Genomic DNA, 17,577 nt, shown 5'->3' on the forward strand with positions numbered 1-17,577 from the left:
AAAGGATGATGACTGTGTACCTGCTGCTCGCTGGTATTTGCGTTGCTTGGCTGGCAGGCTGGCTGATTTTTTTCCGCCTGCCGACGATACCCACCCGCAAGGAGACAGCCGCATCCAAAGACTTGACGGAGAGGGGAGAACTGTCGATCATCATCCCCGCCCGCAATGAAGCAGAAAATTTGCCGCAATTGTTGGCGTCCTTGCAGCAGCAAACCCTTCATCCTGTGGAGATTTTGGTGGTTGATGACGGATCGGAAGACGAGACGATCGCCTGTGCCAAGGGCTTCGGTGCGACGGTCTTGCAAACCGCTGCTGATTCTGCTGGAAAAGCGGCGGCTTGTTGGTTAGGCGCCTCACAAGCGGTGGGCAAGTATCTATTATTTTTGGATGCCGATACCTTCTTTCTAGCAGAAGATGGCTTAGAGCGTCTTTTCGCTGCGTATGAGGAGCGATCGGGACAAGGACTGCTCTCGGTGCAGCCCTATCATCAAACGAAGCGCCTGTATGAACAACTGTCTGCCGTCTTTAATGTCGTCTTACCTGTCGGGTTGAACCGCTTTTCCATCGTAGGCGAAAAACTCTCAGCTGGCGGCGCCTTTGGTCCGTGTATTTTGTGCAGCAAAACTGCGTACCTTCAAGCCAATGGACATCAGGACATGCCGCAAGGAATCTTAGATGATCTAGCATTAGCGAGACGCTTTAAGAAAAAACGCTTGCCGATCGCCTTGTATGGTGGAAAAGACCTGTTGGCCTTTCGGATGTATCCAGCGGGTGTTCGTCAACTTGTTCAAGGCTGGACGAAGGACTTTGCCACTGCTTCGCAATCCACTCACCCTTTGATTATGGCGGGCGTCATCTTGTGGATCAGCGGCGGCATTGGGGTACTGGCGGCACCATTTCTGATGGAACCGCTTTGGCTCGGCCTGCTTTTTTATGCTGCTTATTTTGGACAAACCCTGTGCTTTGCCCGCCGTGTCGGCAACTTCAACCGAATTCTGCTGCTTTTTTTCCCATGTTACTTTCTTTTTTTCCTAGGCTTATTTAGTTGGTCGTGGATCCAAACCCATTTGTTGAAATCCGTGACCTGGAAAGGACGCAAAATCAATTTATAGGAGGCGATGCACATGCCGCTGATCACCTTATCTCCACTGCTCTTGCTCATTACAGATAGCTTGGCTTGGCTGCTGTTTCATCTAGGCATCTCCTTTGGCTTGCGCAAAGTCAGCGATGCCTTTTTTGAACGTCATGCCAATTGGTTCCGTTCTTTTGCCTTTGAAAAAGGCGGTAGGATCTGGTCGGAGGTGTTTCGTATTCGTCAGTGGAAAGACAAATTGCCCGACGGCACTGTGATTGCCAAAAAAGGCTTTGACAAATCCCGCTTGGCTCAACAGCAAAAGGACTATCTGGAAAAATTCGTCATTGAGACACGCCGAGCAGAGCTGACCCATTGGCTGCTGATGGTTCCAGCACCGTTCTTTTTCCTCTGGAATCCTGCGTGGGCGGGCTGGGTGATGATCGTCTATGCGTTATTGGCCAACTGCCCATTCATCATGATCCAACGCTACAATCGCCCCCGTTTGGAGCGAGTCTTGCGGAAAAAAGAAAAACTTTTTGGTTAGAAGATATTTGAATTAAAGCTTAGACGGATTTGTCGCTCTAAGCTTTTTTGTATATAACTACTACTGTTTGTAAACCAAATACTCATTGTATTTTTAGTCTGACAGTGGTTGAATAAACTTTGTGGAAAAAAATTGTGGGAAGAAAGTGAACGATGTGAAGAATACCGATAAAGAAAAACTTTATTATCTGTTGAAAGATTTTGACATGATAAGTGATCAACTAGCTCCCTGGTTAAAAGAAGAAAACATTTTTCAGATATTAAAGTTATCTCGAACAGAAATTCGACATAGTAACTTTTTAGCTTACTTGTTTAATCCAAAAGAAGGTCATGGAATGAAGGACTATTTTCTGAAATCATTTTTAAAAATATGTTTAAAAATGGACCAGTATGATTTTATTGGATTAGATTATTTTGATATTGTGTTAGCGGATTATGAAGATATAGAGATATTTCGTGAGCATAAGGATATCGATCTTCTTTTGATATCACAAAAGAATAAGATGGTATTGTGTATAGAAAATAAAACGATATCACTCGAATCAAAACATCAATTAAATAAATATAAGAGCTATGTAGAAGAAAACTATAAAGAATATAATCGGATTTTTGTTTTTTTAACTCCAGAAGGAATAGAGCCTTCTGACGAAGAATGGTGTATAGTTTCTTACTATGATATCGCACTTATTTTGGAGCGATTATTAAAGCTGAATCAGCTAGAATCAAAAATAAGCTACATAATAAATGATTATTTAAACGTATTAAGGAGTGATCTTTTAGTGGATGAAAAACTTAGAGAGATATGTCGGAAAATATATGCAGAACATCAAGATGCATTAGATTTAATTTTTGAAAACCGCCCTGATAATTTAAGTTTGATGAGTGAATTATATGTTGAGGCCTTGGCGGAATTAGCTAACGAAAAGAATGAGGAAATAAAGATTATTTCTACTAGCAAAACAATGATTCGATTCCAAACAAAGAGGCTGAATCAATTGTTTCCAGACTTGCCAGAAAATTTCCCCGGTGGATGGAATAACCACAAACCTTACGGTATTGAATTGTACAATAAATCTGAATCTATTTCTGGAAGAATTAAGATAGCATTTACAGGCAAAATTGATCCTGATGGACGTCAAAGATTAGAGCGTATTCTTACAGAAGTAGATGGTGGTAGAAAAAGAAAAGATACTTGGGAGTGGTGGGGAACAGGGAATTGGAAAATTGCTGGTATCAATAACAAGTTTGTAGAAGATATTTTTATAATTGTTGCTGAAGAGGGTAGAGAAAAGATAGTAAGTAAAATTAAGAATAACTTAGAAAAAACGCTTATTCAAATTGATCAGTTCGTAGATAGGATAGAGGGTATCGCAGAAAATACACGTCTTAAATGATGTGTTTCATTTCCTGAAAAATTGGTGTTAATTTTTATGGGATGAGCCAAGTCCTTTTTTTGTACACTAAGGTCATTCAGAGGAAAGGGTGATCGTATGTCATCAGAAGGATGTGGGCAAATTTTCGAACTGCCATTGCAGACTGCTGCATTGGTTGATCGTGTGTTTGGACAGGCACGAAGTATTTTTGTAAGTGTAGAAAAGAGGGAGGGATGCGCAAGATGATTGAAGATAGCCGACAACGGGACCACTATTACGACATGCTGATTGAAAAAAATTCCCAATATGAAGGGATTTTTTACGTTGGGGTAAAAACCACCGGCGTCTTTTGCCGTCCCACCTGCCCAGCGAAAAAACCGCTCAAAAAAAATTGCGAGTTTTTTCAGACGGCACAAGAAGCGCTGCTGGCGGCGTATCGTCCCTGCAAACGATGTCGCCCGCTCAGCTCGCCTAGCCACTTATCCCCTGACGTGAAAAGCCTGGTGGAAGCCGTGGAGAGTAACCCAGAGAAAAAGTGGACCGACAAAGATTTTGAAGCACTAGCGATCCATCCCAATACCGCACGACGACAATTCAAAAAATATTTTGGCATGACCTTTATCGAATACTCCCGTGCACGCCGCTTAGGATTAGCGTTTAAGCAGATTCGTGAAGGAGAACCGCTGATCCAAGCGCAATTAGAAGCCGGTTTCGATTCTGGCAACGGCTTTCGAGATGCGTTTTCTCGGATTATGGGGGAGTTGCCTTCCAACAGCCGCGAAAAAACGATTCTTTCTTCTGCTTGGCTTGAGACCAAGTTGGGGTCGATGTTGGCGATCAGCGACCAGCAGCAGCTTTACTTGTTAGAATTCGTGGATCGCAGAGGGCTAGAAACGGAGATTGCTGTTTTGAGAAGCCGTTTGAATGCAGTGATCATTCCTCAGCAAACAGCAATCATTCAGCAACTCAAGCAAGAACTGACGGAATATTTTGCAGGGAATCGAACTGCCTTCACGGTACCCATCGCATTGATCGGCTCTGATTTTCAAAAAGCCGTCTGGCAGCAGCTGTTGGAAATGAAGATTGGAGAAACATACTCGTACAAACAATTGGCACAGCGAATCGGCAATGAAAAAGCTACCCGAGCTGTTGCCAATGCCAACGGAAAAAACCAATTGGCGTTGATCGTTCCATGCCACCGCGTCATCAATAGCGATGGCAGCATCGGCGGCTATGGCGGCGGTGTCGAACGCAAAAAGTGGCTGCTGGCTTTGGAAAAGCAGGTGCAGCCGACCACAATGATCTAAAAAGGACAAGTATGCGTCGGAATCAGCGCTTCATTGATCGGTACATGGAATGGGTCGAATCCTCTTCAGTAAAATATATATTTAGCGGAACTTATGGAACCTTTCATAAGTTCCGCTTTTTTTCTTAGATGTGGCGGGTTCATAGAAAAAAGGCGGGACCTTCGTTAGTGTCTAAGTGTTCTTTATCTCTAAAAAATAAGCATTGAATGATTTTCTTAAATAACCAAAGCATATCCTTTTACAACTTACAAAAAGTAAGTTACGATTATCTCGAATTCGAAATAAAGAGGTGAGGAAAATGGTGCATCAAGAAGAAGCGCTCAAAGCATACATCGGTTTGCTGCGTACGGCGAGTCGTTTGGAACAAGTGGCAAAAAAAGATGTCCGTTGTTATGGCTTAAATATCACAGAGTTTTCCGTACTGGAATTGCTTTACCATAAAGGCACCCATACGACGCAGGCCATCAAGGAAAAAATCTTGATCGCCAGCAGCTCCACAACCTACGTGGTCGATCAATTAGTCAAAAAAGGCTGCGTGCAACGGGAACCTAGCCAAGAAGATCAACGGGTAACATACGTCAGTATTACGGAAGCAGGCAGGGCGTTGATGGAGAAAATTTTTCCCAGTCATGCACAAAAGATTGCGGCGAGTTTTTCCGAACTCAGCAGTGAAGAATTGCAACAATTAAAAACAATTTTACGAAAAATAACTTACGATCAGAAATGAGGAAAAGAAAATGAGAAAACAAGACCAATTATTAGGGGTACACCATGTGACGGCTATGACAAGTGATGTGGAACGGAATTACCATTTCTTTACAGATGTGTTAGGGATGCGTTTAGTGAAAAAAACCGTCAATCAAGATGACATCTATACGTACCATACTTACTTTGCGGATGATTTAGGGACACCGGGAACGACCATGACGTTCTTTGATTTTCCCAATACCGCTCGTGGTAGCAAAGGAACCAACTCGATCACCCGTACCAGTTTCCGAGTGCCCAGTGACGCAGCCCTTGATTATTATGCCGCACGCTTTGATGAATTTGAGGTAAAACACGAGGCAATCACTACCGAATTTGGGAAAAAAGTGTTGCGCTTTTGGGATTTTGATACGCAAGCCTATCAACTGATCTCTGATGAACACAATACTGGCGTGAAAGCTGGTATCCCTTGGAAAAAAGGACCCGTTCCTACTGAATTTGAGATTTACGGCTTAGGTCCTGTTGAAATGTCTGTTTCTTATTTGGCAGATTTCAAAGGACTACTGGAATCCGTCTTTGATTTCAAAACCATTGATCAAGTAGACAATCGCTATTTGCTAGAAGTCGGTGAAGGCGGCAATGGCGCCCAAATCGTTTTAGTGGAAGATACCACGAGCCCACAAGCACAACAAGGGGACGGCGAAGTGCATCATGTGGCTTTTCGCTTAGCCCACCATGACTCATTAGCAGTCTGGCAAGAAGTCTTTGATAACTTGGGATTGGCCAACTCTGGCTATGTCGATCGCTACTATTTTGAATCGTTGTATGTGCGCATCGGCCATATTCTTTTTGAACTAGCGACAGATGAACCAGGGTTTATGGGGGATGAGCCGTATGAAACATTGGGTGAATCCTTATCATTGGCACCATTTTTAGAAAATCGCCGTGAATACATCGAAGGAGTCATCAAACCCTTCAATACAAAACGCGCCTAAGGAGGCACATAGTATGCAACCCATTCAACAGATCCACCATATTTCAGCCATCGTAGGCGATCCGCAAACGAACGTTGCCTTTTACCGTGACGTGTTGGGGTTGCGCCTCGTCAAACAAACCGTCAATTTTGATGATCCTTACACGTATCATCTTTATTACAGCAATCAAGCGTTAGAAAATGGGACCATCATCACTTTCTTCCCTTGGGCAAATGCCCATCCTGGACGAGTAGGAAGCGGACAAGTCGGCACGATCGCGTTTCGTATTCCTAAAGGCAGCAGTGCCTATTGGCAAGAACATTTGGCGAAACATCAAGTAACTGTCCAAGAAAGTACATTGTTTGACCGGCCAACTTTAGAACTTCATGATCAGCATGACCTGTCTTTGGCGTTAGTCGAAGCCGAAGAGTCGGCAGAAACACCAGCGATTTTAGGCTTTCATGGGGCCGTCTTGCTTTCGGCACAACCAGAAGCGACCATTCAAACGTTGGCAGATGATCTAGGACTAAACATTTTTAACAAAACAGAGAAAAGCACCCATCTTCATACCGCAGGCACCCTCGCTCATGAGATCGTCGTGCCTCATGAAGCACTGCCAGCAGGACGCTGGGGTGTTGGCACCGTCCATCACATCGCGTGGTCTGTGCCAACGGAAGCAGTGCAAAAAGAGTGGCAAGAGTACTTGTACGATCAAAGATACGGAGTCACTGAAATCAAAGACCGCAACTATTTCAAAGCCGTCTATTTCCAAGAAAGGGGCAACATCGTCTTTGAGATCGCAACAGAAACCCCAGGCTTTTTAGTTGATGAACCATTAGAAACGTTAGGACAGCAGTTGATGCTGCCAGCCCAATTTGAAAGCCGCCGTGTAGAGATCAAGGATCGCTTGCCAGACTTATCGGTTTAGAAAAAAGGAGACGCTGTATGCACTATTTAGATCCCAAGGATTTGACCCAACGAGAAAATTATAAGCTACTGATTGGCTCCATCATTCCACGACCAGTGGCAGTGGTCAATACGCAATCAGCCGATGGTATCGTCAACATCGCCCCATTCAGTTTTTTTAACATCGTCAGCTCAGAACCCGTGATCCTCTCGTTGGCTATCCAGCGCAAAGAGGGGGAACTGAAAGACACCGCCCGCAATCTGTTGGCGACGAAAGAAGCCGTCGTGCATATTTTGGATCAAACAAATGTCCAAGAGGCCAATAAAACCGCGGCATTATTGCCCGCAGACCAAAGCGAGTTGACGGTTTCTGGGTTTACCACAACGACATCGAAAACGATTGCCGTTCCTGGCTTGAAAGAAGCCAGTGTACGCTTAGAAACGATTCTGCATCAGCACGTACCCATCAAAAAAGACCAGCAGACCACTGCCGATCTCTTATTGTTGGAAGTCGTCGGCTACCAGATTGCAGAGCATGTCTATCAAGACGGCAAGATCGATCCCCATGCCTTACAAGCAGTCAGCCGGCTAGCGGGAAATTCTTACGCAACGATTGGGGAGATTTTCGATATCAAACGACCAAGTTAAAGGAGGAACTTCGATGAAAGCAATCTACCAACAAGGAGCAGCCGACGCACCAGTTTTGGTGCTGCTCCACGGCACTGGTGGCGACGAACAGTCGTTGCTGGAAGTAGGCAAAGCCCTTGATCCCCAAGCATCACTATTAGGTATTCGCGGGAACGTTTTAGAAAACGGCATGCCTCGTTACTTCAAACGTCTAGCTGAAGGGGTGTATGATGAAGTCGACTTAGCACTTCGCGGCGACGAATTAGCCGATTTCATTCGGCAAGCCGCCAAAGAATACAACTTTTCATTAGCCCAAGTGGTACTGGTGGGTTATTCCAACGGCGCCAACATTGCCATTCGCTTATTACTAAATGATAGCGACCACTTCAAAAAAGCGATCCTCTACCACGCCATGTATCCAGTCGAGAATTTACCGACGAATTCCTTGCCTGACACTCATGTGTTTCTGAGTTTTGGCAGAAACGACCCGATCGTTTCCCTAGCCGACAGTGCTTACGTCCAAGAGATCTTCACCTCCCGGGGTGCAGTCCTTTCAACCGTTTGGACCCCAAGTCATCAGTTAACGTATGAAGAAGTCGAACGCTCGCGCACGTGGTTGACCGAACAATAAAGCAGTGCCTCTTTCCTAATCAAACAGCGATCCTGCTGGTTGGTTAGGTTTTTTTGTTTCACGTGAAAACAGGAAACAGATTTGCTTTAATCACATCGAGTCAAGAGTATTTGCTGAAACATTGAATTATCTCTAGTAACCCAATTTTTTTTCATATAAAAATAAAAATTGTGATGAAAGCGATAACAAAAAGTTTGTGAAATACCTTAAACTATAAATACAGTCGCAATGGAAAGGAGGAATATGAGAGTTATGGAAGAATTCTTTGACACAAAATTGACAGATGTGATTGAAACCAATGGGAATCAAGAAGAATACTTTACCTGCATCTTTCAAAAGCTAAAAGAACAAGGATATGTTCAAGATAGTTTCTTGTTGGCGATCACCAATAGAGAAAAAGATTACCCAACGGGATTAAAGACCCAATTTATGGGAATTGCAATACCTCATACGGAACCACAACATATCAAAAAACCGTTTATTTATTTAACAAAGCTAAAAACACCCATTGAGTTTGGACAGATGGGCTCGTGTGATGAATATGTACAAGTTCGTTATATTTTTGTTTTAGGATTTGATAAAGGTGATCAGCAATTAGTTTTGTTAAAGAATTTAATGGCGATGTTCACTGATGAGAGCACTATGAACAAGCTGTCTCAAGATATCACTGCAGATGAAATGTATCAATTAGTTACACAATATTTTAAAAATAGATAGGAGAGAAGTAATGATGAAAATCCACAATATTTATGAAGCACCGTTTATCAAGGAAATGTGTGAAGCAACAAGGAACTTGTGGAACAACGGGTGGGCAGAAAGAAATGGCGGGAACATCAGTTATCGTATAGATGAAGAGGAAGTTCAGTTTTACCTTGATACGAATCGAGTGGTTTATGAAGCGGCATTGGGTTTTGAAATTCCTGAACTGGCAGGTATGATCTTTTTAGTCTCAGGATCAGGTAAATATTTTAAAAATGTTTGGCAAAATCCAGCAGATAATTTGGTCATTTTAAAAATCGATAAAGAAGGGAAGCACTATCAAGTTTTGTGGGGACTTGAAACGGGCGGGATTCCTACGAGTGAACTTGCTTCTCATCTTAAGTGTCACGCAGTGCGTCTTCGTCAAGATTCGGAACATCGAGTGATTCTACACACCCATTCAATTGCTATTTCGGCGATGACTTTTGTTCATGATTTAGATGAAAATCGCTTTACTAAGACATTGTGGGAAATGATCACAGAATGTTTAGTCGTTTTTCCAGATGGAGTTGCTGTCTTACCGTGGATGGTCGCAGGGACAGTTGCGCTTGGGGAAGCTTCTGCAGAGAAAATGGCATACTCACGAATCGTGGTTTGGCCGCACCACGGTATTATGGGTGCCGGACAATCCATGGACGATGCCTTTGGATTGGTTGAAACTGCTGAAAAAGCAGCTGATATCTATATGCGAGCAATCGCTGCACCAACAGGAATCGTTCAAAAGATTACGGATCAACAACTTTGGGATCTAGCCGATCGCTTTGGTGTAACGCCTAAAGCTGGCATCTTAAACGAAAGAAAATAAAAAGGAGGAACGAATTATGAAGAAGGTCAATGTCATTTCAGTATGTGGTTCGGGAACTGTTACAAGTTCGATGGTTGCGGGCAAAGTTAAAGACTTTTTAGAAGAAAATGGTTATAAGGCAAAAACGGTAGAAGTCAATCCAGGGGGAGTTGATGGGGAATTGGCTTCAGGTCAATGGGATGTGATTGTCCATACAAGTCCTTTGAAAGGAAAATATGAGATTCCAACGATCAATTCTGTAGGATTGTTGACAGGTATGGGGGAAGAAGAATTCTATGAGGAGCTGCTAAAAACAGTTGCAGCGATTGCTGGGTAATTCGAGAGAACTAAGAAGAGGAGGGGGAACCTTTGTTAGAGATTTTATCGAATATTATGGATTCGTTTGGGGCTGCAATCGTCGTTCCAGTGATTATTTTCTTTATTGCTTTAGTGATGAAAGTAAAACCCAAAAAAGCGTTTAACGCAGCACTGAATGCAGGGATCGGCTTAACCGGATTCAATATGATTATCGGCGCATATTCGCCGATCGTTACGCCAGTCGTACAAAGAATGGTAGCAGAAACAGGGGTAAACTTAAGGATTTTAGATACTGGTTGGCAGGCTACGAGTGTTGTTGCCTATTCTACACAAGTTGGGATGATTTTCTTAGGTTTGGGATTGCTTATGCAGCTCATTTTATTCGTTTTGAAATTTACCAATATTTTCATGCCTTCTGATTTATGGAATAATTATTCCTTTATGCTTTGGGGCTCGATGCTTTACATCGCAACGGGAAATTTATGGCTCTCAATTGGTTTGATGGTCCTTTCAAATCTGTATTGCTTTGTTTTTTCCGAGATCGTCGCCAAAAGATGGTCGACGTATTATGGTTATCCAAGCTGCACGATCACCGCACCACACCATATTTGCTCAGTTCCTTTAGCAATTGGCATCGATTGGATATTAACGAAGTTGGGAGCTAATAAGGTACAATGGAATCCAGAAAAAATCCAAGAAAAACTAGGATTTTTAGGTGAACCGACTTCATTAGGACTCGTACTTGGTTCTCTGTTGGGATTAGCAGGAAACTTTATGCGGTTGAATACACTTGAAGGTTGGGGAGAAATTGCCACTGTCGGTATCGCAACGGCTGCTATCATGGCGATCTTTCCAAAAATTGCGGGTATATTTGCTTCAGCGTTTACGACCATCACGGACGCTTCGAAAAAAACTGCAAAAAGTGGAGGCAAAAATCGTGTTTGGTTTCTTGCAATCAATGATGCCGCTGGTTATGGTGAAACGTCTACTTTGTTAACAGGAATGCTGCTTATGCCGATCGTCTTGATTTTAGCAATCATTTTACCAGGAAACGAAACGTTACCGATGGTCGATCTGATTGCGATCCCTTATATGATCGAGTTGATTATTTGTATTTCAAATGGCAATATTTTTAAATCGTTGATTTCTGGAACAATTTGGTGTATCGGCGGTTTGTATATGATTACAGCTGTTGCGCCTATTTTTACTGAAGTTGCCATGGAAGTCGGTGTAAACCTTCCTGAAGGTGCGTTATTGATCTGTAGTTTTGCAGTAATGACAAACCATATTATGGGTGGTCTTTTCTTGATTTTTTTAACTCAGAATCCATTTTTGATCGGCTTGTCAGTGATAGTTTATATCGGCATGTACTTCTTTGTAAGAACGAAGAGAGAGGTTATCCATAATTATTTAGAGAAGCAAGCAGAGTTAGAATCAAATGTACAAATAACGTTAAATGAGGGGGCAACTTGATGACGAAAGTGATTGTGGTTGGTGATCGGTTGGTAGCAAGTAAGACATTAGAAGAAGCGGCCTATCAAATGAATTTAGGAGATTCTATCCAAGTTGAGCGGTTTGAATGGTACTCGGATTTAACAAAAGAACAATTTCAGGAAAAGATTTTACTGATTGAAAAAGGTGGACCTGAGGCTGTAGAGATTCCTGAAGGACTGGTTGAGTCAATGAGGGATGCAGACTATCTATTTGTTCATATCGCTCCGATCTCGAAAGAAATGCTTGATCATGCGTCTTGCTTAAAATTAATCGGTACCTGTCGGGGCGGATTAGAACATGTCGCACTGGAGGAGATTAAAAGCAGAAATATTCCTTTACTTCACGTGATAAGAAATGCTGAGCCTGTAGCAGATTTTACCGTAGGGTTGATTTACGCGGAAACCCGCAACATTGCCAGAGGCCATCGAGATGTCATGAATGGCAAGTGGTCGAAATCATTTCCCAACGACCCATATAAAACCACATTGAATCATTTGACAGTGGGCCTGATTGGATTAGGCTATATTGGCAAACTTGTTGCCAAACGTCTGAATCACTTAGGTATTTCAGTAATTGCGTACGATCCGTTTATTGATCAAGAGAAAATCAGACAAGAGGGATTAGCAATTGAATTCAGAGGACTTGAGGAGACATTCTCAGAAGCGGATGTTGTATCGTTGCATTTACGGGCAAGTCCTGAAACAAAAAACTTAGTGAATGAGCAGTTGATCTCGTTGATGAAACCAAGTGCTTACTTAATCAACACGGCAAGAGCGGCAGTATTAGAAAAAGACGCATTGATCAAAGCACTTCAAGAAAAGAAAATTGCAGGTGCGGCATTAGATGTCATCTGGGAAGAACCAATTCAAAAAGATGATCCTCTTTTACAGCTAGAAAATGTGACTCTCACCCCACATATAGCTGGCGACACAATCGATGCAATACCTAAATCTCCATATCTTTTAAGAGATGTGATCAATGCGTATTTAGAAACTGGCATAAGTGATATGCTAATTAAATTATAAACAAGTTGTGTAACAAAAGAAAGTCAAACTGGGCTATAAGATGAACTCTTATAGCCCTTGACTTCTAATAGTACACAGAAAGTACTTAGGGAGAATCGGCAAAAGTTGTTTGAATGGATCTAGGTGAAAAGGGGCGGGGACAAATGGACTCGATGATGCATCGGATATTGCTATTTATTTTGAACAATCAAAGTATCTCTGCACATGTTTTGATGGAAGAATTCTATTTGAGTAAAAATCAGTTAGACTATCGAATCGGAAAAGTAAACGAATTTTTACAAGAAAAAGGATTTCCGGTAATTATCAAGAGCGGTTCTTACTATGTGTTAGACATAAAAAAGAAATATAGACAAGAAATTTTAGCCTTAGAAAAAGCACCAGTCTATTATACTGCTGAGGAAAGACAAATATATATTTTGCTTTTGATCACGTTATACGAGAAGTTCACTTTAAGCGGGTTAGCCCAAAAATTCAGAGTAAGTAAAAATACGATTTTAACAGATATCAAAAATTTGAAAATACTAGCTAACAGAAACGGCGTAGGTATTCGATCGGCGCGTCAAACAGGATATTATTTGCATGGGAAAGAAATAGAGATCCGAAAGCTATGGACGAACCTATTGAAAAAAGAACAAGAAAAAGATCCTACACTTCTACAGTCTAAATCAGTTCTTATGATAGAGCACGACCTTATAAATGAAGTTTCCCTAAGAGTTGAGCAATTAGAAAAAAAGATGAATGTATCTTTTTCTGAAATTAAAGTATCTTTTTTAAGTATGATCATTTATCTATCTATTCAGCGGGCAAAACAAAAAAAGTCGATTGAAGAGTCGACGATTCGTACGGTTAATAGATTATTGGATAAGAAAACTCATGAAACAGCAGAAAAATGTTTTAAAGACTTATACAAAGACAGCCCCAAAACACTCGTTACGAAAGAAATCTACTACATCACCATGCATATACTCAGCATGAACGTTATAAAAAGAATGATGTTTCGATACAATCAAGAATTAGATACAGCAATCATGAAAAGTATCCAACGATTTGAAGAGTGTAGTATTACCGTGATTGAAAATAAGGAAGAATTGAAAGATGTGTTGTATCAGCATATTGTACCAGCGAGTTATCGAATTCGATTTGGGGTGCCAGATGAAAATACACTATCGGAAAAAATAGAAAATGAATATAAAGCATTTGAACTGATAGTAAAAGAATCGATCAAATTTATTGAGATCGAGCTAAATATTAACTTCACAGGAATGGAGCTTTCGTACATAGTGATTCTATTTATGAGCTTCTTACATGAAGCGAAAAAAAGAAATGATCAAAAGAAGACCGCAGTTGTCGTGTGTATGCACGGCATTTCTGTGTCACACCTTTTATTGAAAAGCTTGCGAGAACTGTTTCCTCAAATAAATTTTATTCGCTTTATGTCGTTAAGAGAATACTATGATGTTGGCCCCCAGGTAGACCTTATTTTCTCTACTGTTGAAATTGACACAGACCAACCATTCTATTTAATTAAGCACTTTTTAACAGACTCGGAGAAGAAGTTATTACGAGAAAAAGTAGAAATAGACGCTTTCGAGAACCGTAACTTGATCAGAACTAGCAGTGAGCATGAAATAGATGAGCTTATTTCTTTGATCGGAAAATATGCAACGATCCATTCAAAACAACAGTTGAGAAAAGAACTGCAAAAACATATTTTTCACAAAACCTCATCAAAGCAAGTTCCATATAATTACCAAAAAGAAAGTCAATTGTTAGAGCTGTTGCCGTGCGCCCATATCCAGACTTACGATACAGGCGAGCTGTCCTTTGAAGAAGCGATTAGACAATGCGGAAAGCCGTTACTAAAACGAGGATTCGTTTCAGAAGCATACATCGAGACAATCATCAAAAATTATAATAGTGAGTATCCATATTTTGTTATTGCACCGAGTGTTGCTATTCCTCATGCTGCACCGGAAGACGGAGTGTACGAGTTAGGGATGTCTCTACTTCGTGTAAAAAAACCAGTGAAATTTTCTAAGCAGTTAGGTGTTCAACTATTGATTATGATTGCGCCGAAGGACAAGAAGAGCCACTTAAACGCAGTAACGACCCTACATGCTTTGGTGAGTGACACTACCTTTAGACAAAAACTCCTTTCGGCAACCTATGAGAAAGATATTTATCAACTACTGAAGGAAAGATTAGAAAATAGCGAAATCAGGGATAGGGAATGATTCACATGAACTAGAAAAAAATGACCGTTTCACATCGAGATGATTTGCGTTTTTCATTATTTATTTCCCGAGTGATTTACCATATTTATCATGCGGCAGTTCAAAATATCTTCGAGCGAAAATAAAGAACCAGTCACGGAGTTACCCTGACTGGTTTTTTATTTTATTCAGCATGGTATTCTTAGGATCGCTTATTTCAAGGGGAAATAGAGGTTTTCATCGGAAAAAAATGAGCGTATGGTTCTTTTAATACCAGTATCTGAAAGCAGATGCTAAAATTTGTGAAAAATAACAATCGCATATATGTCTAGTTTGCTTATCATTAAAAATAATAGATTATTATGTTTTATAAACACAATATTTACGCTCTTTTTCGTACTTAAAGATAACAAAGTCATTTTTATATAAAAACAAAAATTTTGTTGACAGACAAAATGAAAGTGTTTATATTGGATATGTGGTTACTACCAGTTGAGAATATGGGGAGGACATAAGATGCTTGGTTTGGTTTTAACAGGTCATGGAGGATTTGCGCAAGGGATGGAAAATGCGCTTGCGATGATTGCAGGGCCGCAAGAACAGTTTCTAGCAGTGCCGTTTTTAGAGGAAAATCCGTTAGCTGACTTTGAAAAAGAGTTGCAAGGAGCAATCGATCAATTAAAGGAAACCTGTGATGGGGTCGTGATTTGTGCAGACCTTGTGGGCGGGACCCCTTTTAATGTTGCGATGACCGCTGCCAATGAGGACCCGCAAGTCGAGGTCATCGGCGGCAGCAATCTGCTGATGCTAGTGGAAGGTTCGTTGACTAGATATACAGCAGCTGATCCAGAGCGCTTTTGCCAAGAACTGGCAGAGATTGGCAAGACCGGTATTTTTCACGGAAAGATCAAAGGCCATGAGGAAATCAATGAGGAAGAAGGAATTTAAACATGTGGGAAATGATCTTAGCAGCCTCAATCGTGGTGCTTGTTTTTCTCTTTCTCTTTTTGGCGGTCTCATCTTTCTTGAATGGGAAACATCTGAAAAAGCAAAAAGGTTATTTCGCTGAATTGCAGCAGTCCTTGAAAAAGGGGCAGAAAATCAAATTATACGGCGGCATTATTGGGGAGATTCAAGCACTTGGGAAAGAGACAGTGGATCTAAGGGTGAAATCGGGAACGGTGATCGAAGTAGAACGTAGTGCGGTTGCAGAAATCATGCAGTAAATAGAAGGAGGACATAAGTTTGAAAAAAATACGGATTAATTCGTTTACTAAGTTACAGAAAAAAGACCGCACAAAAATAAGAGGTTCAACGGTTATTTATCGGTCTATACCAAATTAAACAACTTGAAACCCGTGGCTTTTTGCAAATTGAACTGCTTCTTGAATTGACAGTTTTTTATTTGGAGCGACATATTCTTGATAGTGATAAAGAGCGGGGTTGTATACCTCATCTTTTTTGAGAATATGATAGATTGCCACAAGTAACCGACGAGCAATCGCAATTATTGCTTTCTTGTGCCCTCTACGCTTTTTAAGTTGTAGATATTTGTTTCGATGTTCGGGATTTTTTTCAGATTTCACCACGGCATTCGCTACTTCAACAAGCAAAGGTTTGAGATAGCGACCACCTTTAGATATCCGAGTCGAATACTTTTTACCAGCACTTTCGTTATTGGCAGGAACGACTCCCGCCCAAGAACAAAGATGACCAGCAGTAGGGAATTGGTTCATATCGATACCGATTTCTGAAATGACACGTAGCGCTGTTAACGGGTTTTTAAATCCAGGAACGGATTGAATCAACTCTTGTTGGTGAGAGTATTCTTTACCTAATTCAGTAATCATCTCTTCGAGATCATTTTTGCATAGGGTAATCGCGTCATAGTGAGCTTTGATCACACGCAGTTTTTCTGCTTGTTCCTCAGATAGCTCGCCATCCATCGAGAGTTCTAACTCATCAACAGAGGCTTTCATACGACGATGGATAAGCGAAGCAATATCCGGTTTCTCCTCTGGATTATCCAGTACACTTTGAATGATCTTTTGAGCTGATTTTCCAAATACGTCGGAAACCACACTCGCAATTTGGAGATTTGACCAAGTGAGACTGTTCTGATATCTATTTTTTTCACTGGTTTGAAGGTATGTTAATTTCATTCGATAGCGAAACAAGTCCCGCAGCTGACGAATTTTCGCAGGAGGAATAAAGCTTCCTGCAATTAAGTCATGTTTGTATAAGTCCGCAATCCATTGGGCGTCTTTCTTGTCTGTTTTTTTCCCTCGAATTGCCTTGACGTACTTTGGGTGAGCTAAACAGATGTCCATTTCGTCCTCAAGGACGTTATAGATAGGAATCCAATATTTCCCAGTTGACTCTAAACAAACATGAAAACAAGAGTGGAACTCAAGCCATTTTTTCAGCTCTTTCAACCCGTTCGTAAACGTTGAAAAGCGACGGCGCTTGTATTGAGTAATCCCTTCGCTGTCAGTGATTGCGATCACAGCGATAACGAACTGTTTGTGGACATCGATGCCACAACAATTTGGGTACACGATTTTTAACATCGTGAGAAACTCCCTTCATAGATTTTAGAAGAAGAACTGTATAGGGACTGCGAGGCTCTACACAAACGAGTCGCTTATCCAAAAATAAGTTTACGTGCTCTTTGTCACAGTTAGTTGTGCTTGAAAAGCCAAGCTACACATATATTTATACAAGGTCGAAAAGTGTGTCTTCGCACTTACTCACCTCCCCGTGATTTGTAGTGTATACAGGCTTCTTCAAGAAAAGTTTACTACAAGAGAAATAGGTTCCGCTAGGAACACAACACTTTTTCA

18 protein-coding genes are annotated in these 17,577 nt (G+C 41.3%); 17 read left to right on the forward strand and 1 reads right to left on the reverse strand.

Going from position 1 to position 17,577, the window contains the following annotated elements:
* The first annotated feature begins 5 nt into the window (after positions 1-5).
* From IGI96_RS08420 to yajC, 17 genes are all read left to right on the forward strand, one after another.
* Positions 6-1,112, forward strand: a complete 1,107-nt coding sequence (locus IGI96_RS08420; protein WP_086338920.1) for a glycosyltransferase — start codon at positions 6-8, stop codon at positions 1,110-1,112.
* Positions 1,113-1,124: 12 nt separating this feature from the next.
* Entirely contained in the window at positions 1,125-1,619 is a 495-nt protein-coding gene (locus tag IGI96_RS08425) for a glycosyl-4,4'-diaponeurosporenoate acyltransferase (RefSeq protein WP_223597674.1), read from the forward strand.
* A 121-nt stretch (positions 1,620-1,740) separates the two neighbouring features.
* Complete coding sequence (locus IGI96_RS08430) at positions 1,741-3,012, forward strand: PD-(D/E)XK nuclease family protein (RefSeq protein WP_438785007.1); 1,272 nt, start codon at positions 1,741-1,743, stop codon at positions 3,010-3,012.
* Between the two features lie 221 nt (positions 3,013-3,233).
* Positions 3,234-4,298 (forward strand): bifunctional transcriptional activator/DNA repair enzyme AdaA, encoded by a 1,065-nt coding sequence (locus tag IGI96_RS08435; protein ID WP_086339157.1) that lies wholly within the window; start codon positions 3,234-3,236, stop codon positions 4,296-4,298.
* Positions 4,299-4,596: 298 nt separating this feature from the next.
* Complete coding sequence (locus IGI96_RS08440) at positions 4,597-5,025, forward strand: MarR family winged helix-turn-helix transcriptional regulator (protein ID WP_086338922.1); 429 nt, start codon at positions 4,597-4,599, stop codon at positions 5,023-5,025.
* A 10-nt stretch (positions 5,026-5,035) separates the two neighbouring features.
* The gene (locus IGI96_RS08445) at positions 5,036-5,998 is read left to right on the forward strand and encodes a ring-cleaving dioxygenase (RefSeq protein WP_438785008.1); all 963 of its coding nucleotides are present in this window, start codon (positions 5,036-5,038) and stop codon (positions 5,996-5,998) included.
* 13 nt (positions 5,999-6,011) lie between these two features.
* Positions 6,012-6,905, forward strand: a complete 894-nt coding sequence (locus tag IGI96_RS08450) for a VOC family protein (RefSeq protein ID WP_086338923.1) — start codon at positions 6,012-6,014, stop codon at positions 6,903-6,905.
* 17 nt (positions 6,906-6,922) lie between these two features.
* Positions 6,923-7,531, forward strand: a complete 609-nt coding sequence (locus IGI96_RS08455; protein WP_086338924.1) for a flavin reductase family protein — start codon at positions 6,923-6,925, stop codon at positions 7,529-7,531.
* A 13-nt stretch (positions 7,532-7,544) separates the two neighbouring features.
* Complete coding sequence (locus IGI96_RS08460) at positions 7,545-8,141, forward strand: alpha/beta hydrolase (protein WP_086338925.1); 597 nt, start codon at positions 7,545-7,547, stop codon at positions 8,139-8,141.
* 252 nt (positions 8,142-8,393) lie between these two features.
* Positions 8,394-8,858: a PTS sugar transporter subunit IIA gene (locus IGI96_RS08465; protein WP_176324012.1), complete on the forward strand. Its 465-nt coding sequence runs from the start codon at positions 8,394-8,396 to the stop codon at positions 8,856-8,858.
* 13 nt (positions 8,859-8,871) lie between these two features.
* Complete coding sequence (gene rhaD, locus IGI96_RS08470; RefSeq protein WP_086339158.1) at positions 8,872-9,705, forward strand: rhamnulose-1-phosphate aldolase; 834 nt, start codon at positions 8,872-8,874, stop codon at positions 9,703-9,705.
* Positions 9,706-9,721: 16 nt separating this feature from the next.
* On the forward strand, positions 9,722-10,021 hold the full coding sequence (locus IGI96_RS08475) for a PTS sugar transporter subunit IIB (protein ID WP_086338927.1): 300 nt from the start codon (positions 9,722-9,724) through the stop codon (positions 10,019-10,021).
* A 32-nt stretch (positions 10,022-10,053) separates the two neighbouring features.
* Positions 10,054-11,475, forward strand: a complete 1,422-nt coding sequence (locus IGI96_RS08480) for a PTS galactitol transporter subunit IIC (RefSeq protein ID WP_081117715.1) — start codon at positions 10,054-10,056, stop codon at positions 11,473-11,475.
* A complete protein-coding gene (locus IGI96_RS08485; protein ID WP_086338928.1) occupies positions 11,475-12,521 on the forward strand; it encodes a 2-hydroxyacid dehydrogenase in 1,047 nt (348 codons plus the stop codon). The genes IGI96_RS08480 and IGI96_RS08485 overlap by 1 nt, the downstream gene beginning before the upstream one ends.
* Before the next feature lie 113 nt (positions 12,522-12,634).
* Positions 12,635-14,755 (forward strand): BglG family transcription antiterminator, encoded by a 2,121-nt coding sequence (locus tag IGI96_RS08490; RefSeq protein ID WP_086338929.1) that lies wholly within the window; start codon positions 12,635-12,637, stop codon positions 14,753-14,755.
* Positions 14,756-15,250: 495 nt separating this feature from the next.
* Positions 15,251-15,682: a PTS sugar transporter subunit IIA gene (locus tag IGI96_RS08495; RefSeq protein WP_060791613.1), complete on the forward strand. Its 432-nt coding sequence runs from the start codon at positions 15,251-15,253 to the stop codon at positions 15,680-15,682.
* Between the two features lie 2 nt (positions 15,683-15,684).
* Positions 15,685-15,960 carry a preprotein translocase subunit YajC gene (gene yajC / locus IGI96_RS08500; RefSeq protein ID WP_008376459.1) on the forward strand — a complete coding sequence of 92 codons (276 nt, stop codon included), beginning with the start codon at positions 15,685-15,687 and terminating at the stop codon, positions 15,958-15,960.
* Positions 15,961-16,074: 114 nt separating this feature from the next.
* Here the strand turns inward: yajC and IGI96_RS08505 are convergent, their stop codons facing one another.
* Complete coding sequence (locus IGI96_RS08505; protein ID WP_438785009.1) at positions 16,075-17,304, reverse strand: IS110 family transposase; 1,230 nt, start codon at positions 17,302-17,304, stop codon at positions 16,075-16,077.
* Between the last annotated feature and the right edge of the window lie 273 nt (positions 17,305-17,577).

This window comes from Enterococcus sp. DIV0421 (genome assembly GCF_051713745.1).
In the GTDB taxonomy this organism is placed as follows: Bacteria; Bacillota; Bacilli; order Lactobacillales; family Enterococcaceae; genus Enterococcus_D; species Enterococcus_D casseliflavus.